This window comes from Geomonas propionica (assembly GCF_016458235.1).
Classification (GTDB): Bacteria; Desulfobacterota; Desulfuromonadia; order Geobacterales; family Geobacteraceae; genus Geomonas; species Geomonas propionica.
Genome location: NZ_JAEMHK010000004.1, coordinates 1 through 14,709, shown reverse-complemented (window position 1 = coordinate 14,709; position 14,709 = coordinate 1). Strand labels below are relative to the sequence as shown.

At 61.4% G+C, this 14,709-nt stretch carries 15 protein-coding genes; 12 read left to right on the top strand and 3 right to left on the bottom strand.

All coding sequences use genetic code 11. The annotated features are described in order from the left end of the window. Nucleotides 1–54 precede the first annotated feature (54 nt). The 12 genes from JFN90_RS06565 (at nucleotide 55) to JFN90_RS06510 (ending at nucleotide 12,330) form a co-directional block, all read left to right on the top strand. Nucleotides 55–1,650: a CbiQ family ECF transporter T component gene (locus tag JFN90_RS06565; RefSeq protein ID WP_199394319.1), complete on the top strand. Its 1,596-nt coding sequence runs from the start codon at nucleotides 55–57 to the stop codon at nucleotides 1,648–1,650. A 69-nt stretch (nucleotides 1,651–1,719) separates the two neighbouring features. Next, nucleotides 1,720–3,060 carry an electron transport complex subunit RsxC gene (rsxC, locus tag JFN90_RS06560; RefSeq protein ID WP_199394318.1) on the top strand — a complete coding sequence of 447 codons (1,341 nt, stop codon included), beginning with the start codon at nucleotides 1,720–1,722 and terminating at the stop codon, nucleotides 3,058–3,060. Between the two features lie 14 nt (nucleotides 3,061–3,074). Beyond that, nucleotides 3,075–4,031, top strand: a complete 957-nt coding sequence (locus JFN90_RS06555; protein WP_199394317.1) for an RnfABCDGE type electron transport complex subunit D — start codon at nucleotides 3,075–3,077, stop codon at nucleotides 4,029–4,031. Continuing rightward, nucleotides 4,024–4,608, top strand: coding sequence for an RnfABCDGE type electron transport complex subunit G (locus JFN90_RS06550; protein ID WP_199394316.1), 585 nt, complete (start codon nucleotides 4,024–4,026; stop codon nucleotides 4,606–4,608). Before JFN90_RS06555 ends, JFN90_RS06550 begins: the two co-directional genes overlap by 8 nt. Nucleotides 4,609–4,624: 16 nt before the next feature. Further along, nucleotides 4,625–5,215: an electron transport complex subunit RsxE gene (gene rsxE / locus JFN90_RS06545; RefSeq protein ID WP_199394315.1), complete on the top strand. Its 591-nt coding sequence runs from the start codon at nucleotides 4,625–4,627 to the stop codon at nucleotides 5,213–5,215. 15 nt (nucleotides 5,216–5,230) lie between these two features. After that, nucleotides 5,231–5,806, top strand: coding sequence for an electron transport complex subunit RsxA (gene rsxA / locus JFN90_RS06540; protein WP_199394314.1), 576 nt, complete (start codon nucleotides 5,231–5,233; stop codon nucleotides 5,804–5,806). Nucleotides 5,807–5,817: 11 nt separating this feature from the next. After that, nucleotides 5,818–6,699: an RnfABCDGE type electron transport complex subunit B gene (locus JFN90_RS06535; protein ID WP_199394313.1), complete on the top strand. Its 882-nt coding sequence runs from the start codon at nucleotides 5,818–5,820 to the stop codon at nucleotides 6,697–6,699. Beyond that, complete coding sequence (locus tag JFN90_RS06530; protein ID WP_199394312.1) at nucleotides 6,696–7,745, top strand: FAD:protein FMN transferase; 1,050 nt, start codon at nucleotides 6,696–6,698, stop codon at nucleotides 7,743–7,745. The genes JFN90_RS06535 and JFN90_RS06530 overlap by 4 nt, the downstream gene beginning before the upstream one ends. Further along, a complete protein-coding gene (locus tag JFN90_RS06525) occupies nucleotides 7,742–8,113 on the top strand; it encodes a NusG domain II-containing protein (protein ID WP_199394311.1) in 372 nt (123 codons plus the stop codon). The genes JFN90_RS06530 and JFN90_RS06525 overlap by 4 nt, the downstream gene beginning before the upstream one ends. After that, nucleotides 8,113–8,661 (top strand): Gx transporter family protein, encoded by a 549-nt coding sequence (locus tag JFN90_RS06520; protein ID WP_199394310.1) that lies wholly within the window; start codon nucleotides 8,113–8,115, stop codon nucleotides 8,659–8,661. Before JFN90_RS06525 ends, JFN90_RS06520 begins: the two co-directional genes overlap by 1 nt. 642 nt (nucleotides 8,662–9,303) lie before the next feature. After that, the gene (locus JFN90_RS06515; protein WP_199394309.1) at nucleotides 9,304–9,612 is read left to right on the top strand and encodes a rhodanese-like domain-containing protein; all 309 of its coding nucleotides are present in this window, start codon (nucleotides 9,304–9,306) and stop codon (nucleotides 9,610–9,612) included. Between the two features lie 225 nt (nucleotides 9,613–9,837). Beyond that, nucleotides 9,838–12,330: a LytS/YhcK type 5TM receptor domain-containing protein gene (locus tag JFN90_RS06510; RefSeq protein WP_199394308.1), complete on the top strand. Its 2,493-nt coding sequence runs from the start codon at nucleotides 9,838–9,840 to the stop codon at nucleotides 12,328–12,330. A 230-nt stretch (nucleotides 12,331–12,560) separates the two neighbouring features. Here JFN90_RS06510 and JFN90_RS06505 read toward each other — a convergent pair whose 3' ends face one another. The 3 genes from JFN90_RS06505 to JFN90_RS06495 form a co-directional block, all read right to left on the bottom strand. Continuing rightward, nucleotides 12,561–13,109, bottom strand: coding sequence for a PEP-CTERM sorting domain-containing protein (locus JFN90_RS06505; protein ID WP_236018900.1), 549 nt, complete (start codon nucleotides 13,107–13,109; stop codon nucleotides 12,561–12,563). A gap of 278 nt (nucleotides 13,110–13,387) precedes the next feature. Next, on the bottom strand, nucleotides 13,388–14,017 hold the full coding sequence (locus JFN90_RS06500; protein ID WP_199394306.1) for a DUF6448 family protein: 630 nt from the start codon (nucleotides 14,015–14,017) through the stop codon (nucleotides 13,388–13,390). Nucleotides 14,018–14,101: 84 nt separating this feature from the next. Then, nucleotides 14,102–14,437, bottom strand: coding sequence for a hypothetical protein (locus tag JFN90_RS06495; protein ID WP_199394305.1), 336 nt, complete (start codon nucleotides 14,435–14,437; stop codon nucleotides 14,102–14,104). Nucleotides 14,438–14,709: the final 272 nt, after the last annotated feature.

Below are 14,709 nucleotides of genomic sequence, written 5' to 3'. Positions count from 1 at the left end.
TGGAAGAGGGGCAGGTACCTTGCCTGCCCCGTTTTTCCAGCGAACGGGGATTTCATGGGCATGAACCTCATCGAATTCCATAAGGTTGATTTCCGCTACCCCAACGCAGACGGGGCGTACCTCGCCGGCAGCGTGCTGGACAGGGTGAGCGTCAGCATCACCAGGGGGGAGTACGTCGCCCTGCTGGGGGACAGCGGCAGCGGCAAGACCACCTTCTTGAAGCTCTGCAACGCGCTCCTTGTGCCGGACCGGGGAGAGGTGTGGGTCGGAGGAATGGACAGCCGCAGCGAGGCGCGGCTCATAGAGATCAGGCGCGGGGCGGGAATGGTGTTTCATGACCCCGACAGCCAAATCATCGGCACCACGGTGGCGGAGGACGTTGCTTTCGGCCCGGAAAATCTGGGGCTTCCCCCGCAAATGGTCAGGGCGCGGGTGCAAGACGCACTGCAGGCGCTTTCCCTCACCGAGCAGGCCGGCGCACCGGTCCACCTGCTGAGCGGGTGGCATAAGCTGAAACTCGCGCTGGCCGGCGTCCTGGCCATGCAGCCAGACTGCCTGCTGGTGGACGATGCCTCCGCCATGCTTAACGGAGCTGAAAGAAAGGAACTGCTACGGCTGCTGCGCGCTCTGAGCAGGGAGCGAGGCATTGCGGTGCTGCAGGCCACCGGCGATTTCGAGGTTGCAGCCGCTGCCGACCGGATCGTCCTGCTTAAGGAAGGGAGGATCACGCTCGACGTGCTCCAGACCCGGGCCGCCCCCCCGATTCCGATCGAAGAGGCGGCCGTCCCCCGGCCGCAGCCGTCAGAAACGGTGCCGGACGAGCGCGCCGGAGATGAAAAGGAGTCGAACTGGCGGGCCCTGCTGGCCGGGCGTTATCTCGCCGGCTCCTCGCCCCTGCACCGGTGTGACCCGAGGACCAAGTTCATCCTGGCGCTCCTTCTCCTGGCGGCCGCCTGCACGTTGGCAACCCCGGCCGCACTGGCCCTTCTGCTGGCCATCGTCCTGGCATCCGGGAAGGCTTGCGGCAGACCGCTGCGGCACTCCCTGGGAAGCCTCAGGCCGGTTCTCTGCCTGGCCCTGCTGACCGGGGCGGTGAACCTGGTCGATGCTGGAGGGAGGGGGCTGGCGGAACACGGGGCCCTTAGCCACATCTCCCGTGAGGGGGGGCTGTTCGTGACGCTCATGGCGCTGCGACTGCTGCTGATGGCGGCGACCGCCTCGCTCCTCACCTGCACCACCACCCCCTGCTCCCTGGCGGACGGGATCGAGAAGGTGTTGCGACCGCTCGGCCGGGTCGGCTTCCCGGTGTCGCAGCTGGCCGCCTTGCTCCAGGTGTCACTGAGGCTGCTGCCGGTGATTGTCGAAGAGGCAGAGAAACTGATCCGGGAGCGTTCGCCAGGCGGCGACACCCCCCGGGAAGGCTTCCTGCGGCGCCTTGCGAGTCTCCCCCCACTCCTTATCCCGCTTTTCGGGAAGGTGGCGCGCAGAGGGGAGGCGATGGCCGAGGCGATGGAAGCCCGCTGCTATCAAGGCCCGGCAGGGCGCAGCCGGATGACCCCTCTCTCCTTCTCCGGAGCGGACCTGGCCGGCGCGACGCTGCTGCTGGTCGTGCTTGCCGCGGCGGTGGGCGTCGAGTGCCTGCAGCGCTGAAGGTGGTTGGAGCGGGATGGGGCAGCGAAGTATAGATTTGCGGCAGCGGTTCCGACAGGAGTTAACTCGATGAAAAGACCTACCTTCGCGGGAGGGATACACCCGCCCGGGCACAAGTGGATGACGGCGGCGGCGCCGACCGTAGCCGCAGACGTCCCGGACCGGCTCTACATACCCCTTTCCCAGCACATCGGTGCCCCTTGCGCTGCACTGGTGGTGGTGGGCGATCAGGTGAAGAAGGGACAGGTGATCGGGAGGGGGGGCGGCTTCGTCTCCTCCCTGATACACGCCAGCGTGAGCGGCACGGTGGTTGGCATCGAGGTGATGGAGCATCCCGGCGGGAGCTTCGTGCCGACCGTGATCATCGAAAACGACCGACGCGAGGAGTGGGCCGAAACAGTCCGCCCCTGCAGCGACCCTTCCGCTTTGGAGCCTGCCAGGATCAGGGAGATCGTGCAGGAGGCGGGGATCGTCGGCATGGGTGGCGCGACCTTCCCCTCCCACGTGAAATACGCCCCGGTCGAAGGGACGCAGGTCGAGGCGGTGATCCTGAACGGCGTCGAGTGCGAGCCCTACCTCACCGCCGACCACCGGATCATGCTGGAGAGGCCGCAGCGGATCGTGGCGGGACTTTCCTACATCATGCGCAGCGTCGGCTGTGCCCGGGGGATCATCGCCGTCGAGGACAACAAGCTCGACGCGGCCGAGGCCCTGGGCGCTGCCGCGGCGTCGCTTCCCGGCGTGACCGTGACGGTGGTTCCCGAGAAGTACCCCCAGGGGTCGGAAAAGCAGCTCATCTACGCCTGCACCGGAAAAGAGGTGCCGCCGGGCGCCCTCCCCATCGCGGTGGGCGTGCTGGTCAACAACGTGGGCACCGCTGCCGCGGTGGCCGACGCCGTGGAACTGGGCACCCCGCTCATCGAGCGCTACCTGACGGTGAGCGGCGACGGGGTGGCCAGGCCGGCCAACTACCTGGTCCGGATCGGCACCCTGTTCGGGGAGCTGGCGGCCCAAAGCGGCGGCTACCTGGACGGGGTGGAGAGGATCGTGGCCGGAGGGCCGATGATGGGGAGGACGGTCTTCACGGACCAGGTCCCGGTCGTGAAGGGGACCTCCGGGATCGTGGCGCTTACCGGGGGGCAGCTCCCCAAGGGGAGGGAATATCCCTGTGTGCGCTGCGCCAAGTGCATCGACGCCTGCCCCGCCTTCCTGGCGCCGACCTCGCTGGCGAAGTTCGCCAGACGCTCCGCCTGGGAGGAGGCCGAGATGGCCGACGTCATGAGCTGCATCGAGTGCGGCTCCTGCGTCTACGTCTGCCCCGCGGCCATCCCGCTGATCCAGTACATCAAACGCGGAAAGCAGGCGGTGCTGGCGGCAAGGGCGGCCGGGACGGCCACGGGGAAAGGGTAGGAGGCGAAGAGAGCATGAACAATCCGGAACAACTCCTGACCGTAGCCCCGGCGCCGCACCTGCACGGCCCGGACACCGTGCCTACCGCGATGCGCGACGTGCTGATCGCCCTCGCCCCCGCCCTGGCCGCCTCACTTTATTTCTTCGGTCTCCAAGCGCTGCTGGTGATCCTCTCCTGCGTCGGCGGCGCCTGGATCTCTGAGCTCGTCTGCCTCAGGGTCATGAAGAAGGAGGGGACCGGCGAGTGGAGCGCCCTGGTCACGGGCCTTCTGCTCGCCTTCTGCCTCCCCCCCGCCCTTCCTGCCTGGATGGCGGCCCTGGGGGCGGTGTTCGCCGTAGTGATCGCGAAGCATCTCTTCGGCGGCCTCGGGCACAACATCTTCAACCCGGCGCTGATCGGGCGCGCCTTCCTGCTCGCCTCCTTCCCGGTAGCCATGACCTCCTGGAGCACCCCGCTGGACGGGGTCAGCACCGCCTCCCCCCTCGGTATCATGAAGGAGGCGACCGGCGCCCCGCTCCCCTCCATTGGAGAGCTTTTCCTCGGCTCGGTGGGCGGGAGCATCGGCGAGACCTCCGCGCTGGCCCTGCTTCTGGGCGGCGGCTACCTCCTGTACCGCCGTCACATCGACTGGCGCATACCCGGGACCATGCTCGCCTCCGTCTTCTGCCTCACATCCCTGGTGGCGGCGTGGAGGGGGTTCGGCCCCTGGTACCCGTTCTTTCACCTCTTCAGCGGCGGCCTGATGCTGGGGGCCTTCTTCATGGCGACCGACTGGGTGACCAGCCCGGTAACCAAGCTCGGGCGGGTCCTGTTCGGAATCGGCTGCGGGGCCATGGTGGTCCTGATCCGCCTAAAGGGGGGGTATCCCGAGGGGGTCGCCTATTCCATCCTGCTGATGAACGTGGTGACCCCGCTTCTGGACCGCTACAGCCGGGGACGGGTGTTCGGGAGGGGCAAAGCCCATGCGTGACATCGTCAAGCTCTCCCTGTTCCTGATGCTCGTGGCCGGCGTCGCCGGTGCCGGGCTCAGCTACGTGAATGACCTCACCTCGCCGCTCATCGAGAAGCAGATCCGGCAGCAGAAGATCGACGGCTTCAAGGAGGTATACCCCGAGGGAGACCGGGTCGAGGACCAGTCGCAGCGCTACCTGAAGGAGGCGCACGACCCGGCGCTCAGGGAAGTGAACCTCGCCTACCGCGGCGGCGAGCCGGTCGGAGCCATCTACGCAGTGGAGACAAAGGGGTACGCGGGGCCGATCTCCCTCCTGGCTGGGTTCGACATCGCCTCCAATAAGCTCATCGCGGTCAAGGTGTTGAGCCAGCGGGAGACCCCGGGGCTCGGGGCCAAGGCGCAGGAAAGGCAGTTCCAGGACCGCTACCGCGGCAAGGGGCTCCGAGAGACGCTCGAGGTCACCAAGAACGCGCCGGTGAGGGAGAACCAGATCGAGGCGATCACCGCATCCACCATCACCTCCAAGGCGGTGACCAAGGGGGTCAACGCGGCGCGGGCGCATTTCCTGGCCACCTTCGGGCCGGGCAAGAAATAGAAGCATCGGAGAAACCATGGCTCTCATCAACGAATTCAGCAAGGGAATCATCCGGGAGAACCCCCTGTTCCGCCTGGTGCTCGGCTGCTGCCCTTCACTCGCCATCACCACCTCGGTGGAGAACGGCCTGGGGATGGGTGCCGCCTTCACGGCCGTGCTGGTGGCGTCCAACATCGTCATCTCGGCCCTGCGCAAGGTGATCCCGGACAGCGTCAGGATCCCCGCCTACATCGTCATCATCGCCGCCTTCGTCACCATGATCGACCAGTTGATGCATGCCTTCACTCCGGAGCTCTACATCTCGCTGGGGATCTTCATCCCCCTCATCGTCGTCAACTGCATCATCCTGGGGCGCGCCGAGGCCTTCGCAAACAAGAACCCCGTCCTCCCCTCCATCTTCGACGCTCTCGGCATGGGGCTTGGTTACACCCTGGCGCTGCTTTTGGTTTGCACCTTCAGGGAGGTGCTGGGCGCCGGGACCTTCCTTGGGGTGCCGGTCCTCCCTGGAAAAACGTCCGCCATCCTGATGATCCTCCCTCCCGGCGGGTTCATCACGCTTGGCTGCCTGCTTGGTCTGCTGAACAAGCTCCAGAAGAAACCGGCCTAGCAAGGGGGACTTTCCATGCAGGAATACTTCATCATCGTGGTAAGTGCGGTACTTATCAACAACATCGTCCTGTCCCAGTTTCTGGGGATCTGTCCCTTCCTGGGGGTCTCCAAGAAGCTCAGTGCCTCGCTCGGCATGGGGGGGGCGGTCTCCTTCGTGCTGGTGCTCGCCGGCGCGCTGACCTGGCTGGTGCAGCGGTACCTGCTGGACCCCTTCCGGGTGGGCTACCTGCAGACGCTCGCCTTCATTCTCATCATCGCCTCTCTGGTCCAGTTTGTGGAGATGGTGCTCAGGAAGTTCAGCCCGCCGCTTTACAAGGCTCTCGGCATCTACCTCCCCCTGATCACCACCAACTGCGCGGTGCTGGGGGTCGCCATCATCAACATTCAGAAGGAATACACGCTGGGGAAGGTTCTGGTGCATAGCCTGAGCCACGCGGCAGGCTTCACCCTGGCGCTGGTGCTCATGTCCGGGATCCGTGAGCGACTCGAGGACGCCGACATTCCCGAGAGCATGCAGGGGACGCCGATCGCGCTGGTGACGGCGGCGTTGATGTCCATGGCATTTCTCGGTTTTTCCGGGCTCATCTAAGGAGGTATCCGATGCTGGTTGCGGTTTTGTGCCTGGCGGGGCTGGGGGGGATCTTCGGAATCATCCTGGGAGTCGCCTCCAAGAAATTGGCCGTGGAGGTGGATTCGCGGGTGGAGGAGCTGAACAAGGTCATGCCGGGGGCAAACTGCGGCTCCTGCGGTCTGCCGGGATGCGCCGCCTTCGCCGAGGCGCTGGTGGAGGGAAGCGTCAAGCCGACCCTCTGCGCCCCGGGGGGGGCTTCGCTCTATGAGAAGATCGCACTGATCCTGGGGGGCGAGGCATCGGAGTACCAGGAGCGCCAGGTGGCCCAGTTGCTGTGCCAGGGGGGCGTCGGCCACTCCAGGATGCTGTTCCGCTACCAGGGGATCAAGGAGTGCCAAGCCGCCCTGGCGCACTACAAGGGACAGAAGGCTTGCAACTTCGGCTGCGTCATGCAGGGATCCTGCTCCAGGGCCTGCCCATTCGGTGCCATCCAGATGGGGGCGGACGGTCTGCCGGTGGTGGACTACTACCTCTGCACCGGCTGCAGCAGGTGCGTGGTGGAATGCCCGCAGCAGATACTGAAGCTGGTCGGGGTCTCCCACCTGGTCAACGTCCGCTGCGTCAACCCCGAGCCGGGGAAGGTATCCAAAGGAAACTGCAAGGTTGCCTGCATCAAGTGCAAGATCTGCGAGAAGAACTGCCCCGAGGATGCTGTGCACGTGGTCGCATCCGGCGAAGGGAGCGTGGCCATCATCGACAACGACAAGTGCACCAACTGCGGTATCTGCGCCGCCAAGTGCCCCACGCGCGCCATCGACAAGATCCCGCCCCTTTCCGAAGAGGTGGTGCTGGAAGTCGCCGTTCCCCCCGGCACGTCCTGCCCGAACTGCGGCGCCTGCAAGGCGGCATGAACAGCCGGGTCCTCTCCATCGTCGCGGTAGTGTTCGTCGCTGTCGTTCTGGGAGCCGCGCTCGTCCGGCACCGCGCCCCTGTTGAGTACGCCGGAGAGGAATTCCTGATGGACACGCTGGTCTCCATCAAGGCGTACGGCAGCGACCGGGAAGCTGTGAAAAAAGGAGTCAACGCAGCCTTCGCCGAGATGCGCCGCATCGCGGCGCTCGCCGATGGTTTTCCCAAACAGGGGAGCGCCGCCGCAGAGGCGAGCGACGTCTGCCGTGTCAACGCAGCGGCCGGTGGAGAACCGGTGCGGGTACAGGACGACACGATGGCGATACTCATCCTGGCCAAGAAGTACTACGAGATGACCCACGGGGCCTTCGATGTTACCGTGGGGCCGGTCATGGAGCTTTGGGGCTTCGGAGGGAAAGACCCGCGCGTGCCCGAGCCGGAGCGCCTCCGCGCCGCCTTGGCCCTGGTGGGGAGCCAGGACCTGGTGCTGGACCGGCAGCGGGGAACGGCCTTCCTGCGCCGGGCCGGCATGCGGCTCGACCTCGGTGCGGTGGCCAAGGGGTACGCGACCGAGAGGGCGCTCCGCGTGCTGCAGCGGCACGGCATCGGCCAGGCGCTGATCGACGCCGGAGGGAACATCAGGGTGCTCGGGCGCAGCCCGCGCGGCGGCGCCTGGAACATCGGTATAAAAAATCCCCGGAAGGATGGGGGCGTGGTGGCGGTCCTGAAGCTGGAAGACACCTCCGCTGTCACCTCGGGCGACTACTACCGCTACTTCGAGGTCGCCGGCAAGCGCTACCATCATATCCTCGACCCCCGCACCGGCTATCCCGCCTCCGGGAGCACAGCCGTCACCGTAGTGACCAAGGACGCAGGAATCGCCGATATTCTCTCCACCGCTTGCTTCGTGCTCCCGCCGGACCGGGCGCTGGATCTGGCCGGGAGTATGGTGGGAGTCGACCTGGTCCTGATCGGCTCGGACGGCCGTCTCCGTCATTCCCCCTCCCTGCAGGACCGGATCGACCTTAAGGGGGATGAAAGGCCATGACCAGGGGAGACAAGATACTGGTGGCGGTGATCCTGCTCCTGGCCATCGGCTGCGCGGCTGCACTCTACGGACGCTTCCTGCTACTGGACCGCCCCCGGGCGACGCGTGCCGTGGTCACCGTGCGCGGCAAGACCGTCCGCGTCATCGAACTTCCGTCCCGTGGCATCTTCGTGCTGCAGGGGCGTAGCGGCCCCGCTAAGCTGGAGGTGGCGGGGATGCGGATCAGGATGCGGGAGGCGCACTGCCCCGGCGGGATCTGCCTCAGGCAGGGGTGGATCCGGCGCGCCGGGGAATCCATCATCTGTGTACCGGGAGAGATCGCGATTCACATAGAGGGGGCGGCCATGCTGGACGCCGTAACGCGCTGATGAGACACGACACCAGGAAGCTCGTTTTTCTCTCCCTGCTGGTCGCCATGGGGACGGCCCTGCACGTGGTGGAGGGAATGATCGCCATCCCCCTGCCGGTTCCCGGGGTGAAACTGGGACTCGCCAACCTCGCCACCCTGCTGGCGCTGCGTTTTTACTGCCTGCGTGACGCGCTGACGGTTGCCCTGCTGCGGGTGATGCTCGCCTCTTTGATCGGCGGATTCTTCCTGTCCCCCGGTTTTCTGCTCGCCGTCACCGGGGCCTTCGGCAGCACCTTGATCATGGCGCTCCTTTTGGAGCATACGCGCTGTTTCAGCATGATCGGTATCAGCGTGGCGGGCGCGACGGTGCACAACCTCGGGCAGCTTCTGGCCGCATCCCTCTTGCTGCAAAGCGGCGCCATCGTGTACTACCTCCCCGTCCTGCTCCTGGCCGCGCTCCCCACCGGGATCTGCACCGGCCATCTCCTCAACTCCCTTTTGCAAAGCAACTCAGGTGCGCTGCTGGCCTTTGCGCCCCGAAGGGAACACGACAACCTCCTGCTCTAAACCGTCCTCCAAGTGATCCGCGCGGAAGATCGGCGGATTGGGTCTGGTCGGGTATCAAGCGGGGGGCTGACATCATCAATCTAGAAAGGGTTAATTTAAACAAGCCACCTGCGAAACTCCTGGGACGGCAATATTCCCAAAGTTCGGACGCATTGAAACGTCAACCGTTATTGCTGGAAAATGCTTCTTAAGGCTGCTGGATTCAATCCCGTTTCCGGCCCTCATAGTATCAGGTGTTATGCCAAGAGGGCTCGAATTATTGTGGGGGGGAGGGCACTGATAGGTGTGTACCAAAGTGTTTACCAAAATCCGGTAAAGCTGGTAAACATGACAAAGATAGAAAGGGTTGTGCAGAATCTAAATGTCTGACATAACTGGAACTGCCTAATCTGACAGCGGAAGTCAGCACAATCAAAAACGGCTCATAACCCGAAGGTCATAGGTTCAAATCCTATCCCCGCAACCAAAACACTATAAGGCACTGGGCTGAATTTAGCTTAGTGCCTTTTTTGCGTCTACTTTCAGCACTTCGAGTATTATTACATCTGGGAGTTAATTCGAACTGGCAGTCTGGTATGTTAGAGAGAAAGCCGGTGTCATGTTCAGCCGGTGCCGCGGAGCAAAAGTGACTATGGAGGTACCATGCAGCCCAATGAATTGATGCAGCGCATGAAAGCGGAAAATGCACCGATTGTGGTTGATGTACGGACGGGAATCGAGTTCAGAAGAGGCCACATTCCCGGTGCGCTTCATGCCCCGACATGGAAAATTCTGCTGAGACTGGACAAGATTCCGTCTGATCGCAACGCGGAACTCGTCATCACCTGTGAGCATGGCCCCCGGGCACGCATTGCTGAGAGCTTGCTACAGGCGTACGGTCACCGGAATATCGTCCTGCTTGACGGACACATGGCTGGCTGGCGCCGATCCGGATTCCCCCTGCAAAAGTGATCGCCGTCAGGAACTGGCTGCACCCTGTCCGGGTCAAGCGCTGTCACCGACATTGGTGGCAAATATGCGTCGCGGCAACAACTTTCTGAAGCACTTGTGCACGGAGTCATTGCTTTCATTGCCATAATCGAAGATACTTCATACGCATCATGCCGCTCTCGCAGTTGCCCGTATCGGACATGGACTGATTTGCTGACCTTACATACAGTCTGACATGGGGGGATTTTGGATACCTTCACTGTTTTTTTGAACAATGCGGCATTGATGCTTATCCTTTGCGTCGTCTATGACACGTTCAGCATCCACACGATATCAAACAAGCAACTGCGCGAGGGGCTGACCGGTGCCTTGGTCGGCTTCATCTGCATCGCGGTCATGCTCAACCCCTGGTCCCTAGAGAAGGGATTGTATTTCGACACCAGGTGGGTGCTCCTCAGCCTGTGCGGACTTTTTTTCGGCACCGTCCCAACGGCGATTGCTGTTGCGATCTCCGGAGCCTTCAGGCTCTACCAGGGGGGTGCGGGGGGAATTGTCGGAACGGTCGTCATTGTGGTGACCGCACTGGTAGGCCTTGGCGGAAGACGGTTCAAGGGGAAGTTCACCAAGGTACCCAACTGGCTGCAGTTGTACCTCTTCGGCATCGCCGTCCAGTTGGCCATGCTCTCGTGCATGTTCATCTTCCCGGCGCCAATGCGCAATGCCATCCTCAAGAAGATCGCCCTGCCTATCCTTCTCATCTATCCTGTGCTCACCACCATCATCGGTTTGATCTTGAAGAAGCAGGAAGACCGCCGCGAGGCGGACCTGAAACTTCTCTATTCGACCGCCCTGGCCACAGCCGCGTTGGAGTCAACGCCCGATGGCATCCTCATCGTGAACCGGCAGGGTATGGTGACCCGCTGGAACCAACGGTTCGTCGAGCTTTGGAAGGTGCCACAGCATCTGCTCGAGATGCCCGACCACAAGCTGCTGCTTGCCCATGCCTCGTCCCAAATGGCCAACCCCGACGAGTTTTCCGCCCACGTCGCTGAACTGTATAAGCACCCGGAAGCATCGTGTACCGATACGCTCTATCTTGCCGATGGCCGCATCTTCGAGCGTTACACGCAGCCCCAGAAGGTCGGCAATGAGATCGTTGGCCGCTTCTGGTCCTTTCACGACATCACTGAGCAGAGAACGGCTGCCGAGTCGCTGCAGATAATGCGCTTTTGCGTCGACCATGCGGGCGACAGCATGTTCTGGATCAACAGCGCAGGGCGCATCCTCTACGTCAACGATGCAACCTGCGAGGGACTTGGTTATTCCCGCGACGAACTGCTCCGCATGAGCATTTTCGATCTCGATCCGGAATACCAGCCTGGCGTGTGGTCCCTTCACTTCGAAGAGCTCAGGAAACACGGCAACCTCATCCTGGAGACCCGGCACCGCACCAAAGACGGTCGGATATTTCCTGTGGAGGTCAACGCCAACTACGTTCATTTCGGCAACCATGAATTCAATTTCGCATACACCCGCGACATTTCTGAACGAAACCGCGCCATGGAGGAACGGCTGAAACTTGAGCAGCAGCTCCTTCATGCCCAGAAGCTTGAGAGCCTCGGGGTGCTGGCCGGCGGTATCGCCCACGACTTCAATAACATCCTTACCTCGATAATCGGCAATGCAGATCTGGCTCTTATGCGTATCAACCCTGAATCTCCTGCCATCGAGAACCTGCACAGCATAGAAAAGGCCTCTGCCCGAGCCGCCGATCTGGCGAAGCAGATGCTTGCGTACTCCGGCAAGGGGAAATTCGTCATCAGTAACCACGATATCAACGACCTACTGGAAGAAATGCTGCACATCCTGCAAGTGTCCATTTCCAAGAAGGCGGTATTGCACCTCAATCTCAACCGCCCCTTGCTCCCGGTAGAGGCGGATGCCACCCAGATCCGCCAGGTCATCATGAATCTGGTCATCAACGCCTCGGAAGCCATTGGCGAGGATAACGGCGTCATCGCCGTCACAACCGGGTGCTTGGACTGTGACAGCGGCTACCTGAAAGATGCCCTGCTCGATGAGCAGTTAAAGGAAGGACCTTACGTCTTTATTGAAATCGCTGACACCGGATGCGGCATGAGCAAAGACACGCTCGCCAAGCTTTTCGACCCGTTTTTCACGACGAAGTTTACCGGCAGGGGCCTCGGCATGGCAGCGGTCCTCGGCATCATCCGCGGGCACAAGGGAGCCGTGAAGGTGTACAGTGAGTTGGGCAAGGGGAGTACCTTCAAGATTCTTCTCCCCGCGAGCGACAAAGCCGTCGAAATGGTCAAGCACGTTGCCAAGAGCGATCATGGAAGCTTTAAGGGAACGGTGCTGCTTGTCGACGACGAGGAGACCGTTCGAGATATTGGAACAAAAATGCTTCAGGAAATGGGTTTCAACGTCCTTACCGCTAACGACGGTCGTGAAGCTATTGAGGCTTACCGATCACGCCATGATATCAGTTTCGTCATCCTCGACCTCACCATGCCTTTCATGGATGGCGAACAATGCTTCAGGGAGCTGCGGGCGCTGAATCCGAACGTCAAAGTGATCATGAGTAGTGGATTTGGCGAACTGGAAGTGACGCAGAAGTTCATCGGCAAAGGGCTGGCAGGATTCATTCAGAAGCCGTACAAGTTGACTGCGCTGTGTGAGAGCATTCATGCCCTGAACATCGATGCAAAAGAGGCCTAAGTCGCAGTGGGGGCGCTGCTGTCACAAGCAGCAGGCCCGTCGGTCGGCACGACCGCTAGAAAAGTGACGGCTATTCCTGTGTCATCATTCGGGGGAGACTGGGGACAGAGATGCACTTTGTTTCTGGAGGGGACGCTGGCCCGTCTTCGGCCTGAGGTACTTGCATTTATGTAAAAGGGGCTTTACACGTTATGTAAAGCCCCTTCGCCCTGCGGAGATCGTACGGACGGTTATGCCTCGTTTCTGCGACGCTTTCCGTAGATCGCGATCCCGGCGAGCCCTATGCCCACAAGTAGCATGGTGCCGGGCTCGGGGACCGGGGCGACCTGGTTGTTATAGTTGAGGCACAGCACTGACTTGTCCAGGTAGAGGAAATTAAGGCAGCCCCTTTCGTCGTAGAGGAGCGAGATGTCCAGGGATTGCCCCTGCCCCCATGGCGCGGTGATGCTCGAGGCGACGTCGAACCCGGTCGATTCCATCGGGTTCCAGAACCAGGTCCAGCCGGTGTCGTTCTTGAGGATCCCCAAGATGTTACTTTCCACCTGTACAGCGTCGTTGCCGCCGTTGACGAAGTTCGAGTAGATCGTCAGCTTGGCGCTGTTGACGGTGTCGTATGGCATCTCGAAGTCGCCCGGCATGTCCTGCTGCCAAGACAATGTGCCGGCGCCGGTCAGGATCTTGTCCAGGTCGGTGGTGCTCGTGTAGAAGGTCGCCCCGGCGATCCCGGTCGCGCCAAGCATAAGCGCTGCCGTCAGAATCCCTGCCCAAATCGCTCTCATTCTCATACCCTCCTGTTCCTAGGATTTACAAACTCCCCATTATCGGCAACTCCCGTGCCAATATCGTAAAATCAGCAGCTTACGGCGCGAGGTGCTTGGCGTGAAGATGGTCGAACTAGGATTTTTGAAGGATGCACGAGGAAAAGATGTAAAGATCTACGACAGGTGTAAAGACGTTGCATTAGACGGGTTTCAGGTCGGCTTGCTTGCCCGCGCTGTCTTGTCTTGGCGGCCGTAATACATCAAGGGGCTCCTTGCGGAGCCCCTTGATGTCATTCTCAGTGTTTTTCGCTGCCGTGCCCGGAAGGGGCGTGGCGGGTATGCTCAGCGTGGGCACCGTGGGCTGTGCCTGTGGCGGAAAGATGCACCTTCTCCACGAAGTGGGTGAAGTCGACATAGGCCTCCACGAACTCGCGGCCCTGGGCAACACTTTCGTCCTTGTGGCTGTACGCCGCTTGGGTACGCTCGTAGCGTTTCCGGATACCTGCTGTGATATCCTCAGTGACCAGTCGCACCAAGCTGTCAGCCGATCCAGTCGCCAGCGCCTTGTCTGCCTCGGCTACCGCAGGTTCTACGGCACCTGCCGGTTTCAGACCTGTGTAAGGCGCGCCTTCGCCGGCGCGGTGCACCTTCACCAGGGTGGCGAAAAACTGCTTATGTGCGGCTTCGGATTTGCTCCCCTTGGCCGCAACCGCCTTTTCGAATGCCGCTTTAACTGCCTTTTCGTCCTTCGCCTGCACCCATTTGAGAACCGGCGTGACATTTTTTGTTTCCAGCGCTGTGCGCGCGTCCTGCACCACGGGGCCGTCCAGCGTGTCACAATGTGCGGACGCCAACTTGGGCGTTGCCAGTGAGACTGCGACTGCTGCGGCAATTCCTGCTACTGTAATTTTTACGGATCCCATCATGGAAAGATCTACTTGTGTCAGGTTACCAGGCACCGCTGTGCCCGGATGTTGTGCATCTTGTGAGAGGTTTGCACAGCAAAGAGGTCACCGTGGAGGTATATAGACGCGCCTGGTGTATCCGTCAAGCCCACGTACGGCGAAATGCCAGGTAAGTTTCCGTTCCGTTATCTTCAGTTCGTAACCGTTACCCTCAAGCGTCCCGTAAGGAACATCCTGTTGGCAGCACCGGATTCCATCATGATTATCATCAGCGGGTTTATCATCACAACCGTGCGGGTTTTCAAGGGAAGACGCGGTTAGGTCGGATGTGGCGTTGAATTCAAGGCTGTGGCCGGAAGCTGCAGCGGCACCGGCGAAAAATACGAACACCAGCAGGAGTGCGATACTCATTATGGTCACTCGAGGAGCTATCATGATCATATAATGCCACTCGTGTCGATTCCAGCCTTTGATACAGGTCAAGAAGATGAGAAAAAACATCCCTCGTGACCTTAGTCGCTGCGTGATCTGGGAAAGTAGGGGGAGGGGGACGCCTGTGTAACTTATTAATCTGGCACAGTCTGCTCCGTCTCGGGAGAAACGGATCCGGTTCGCTCGCCTCTGGAACCAGTTCGATCTGATGTGGAACCATTTTTGCGGAAACGGGTACCGTTTTTCTAAAAACGGAAGAGGTTTTTGGGAAAACGGATCCG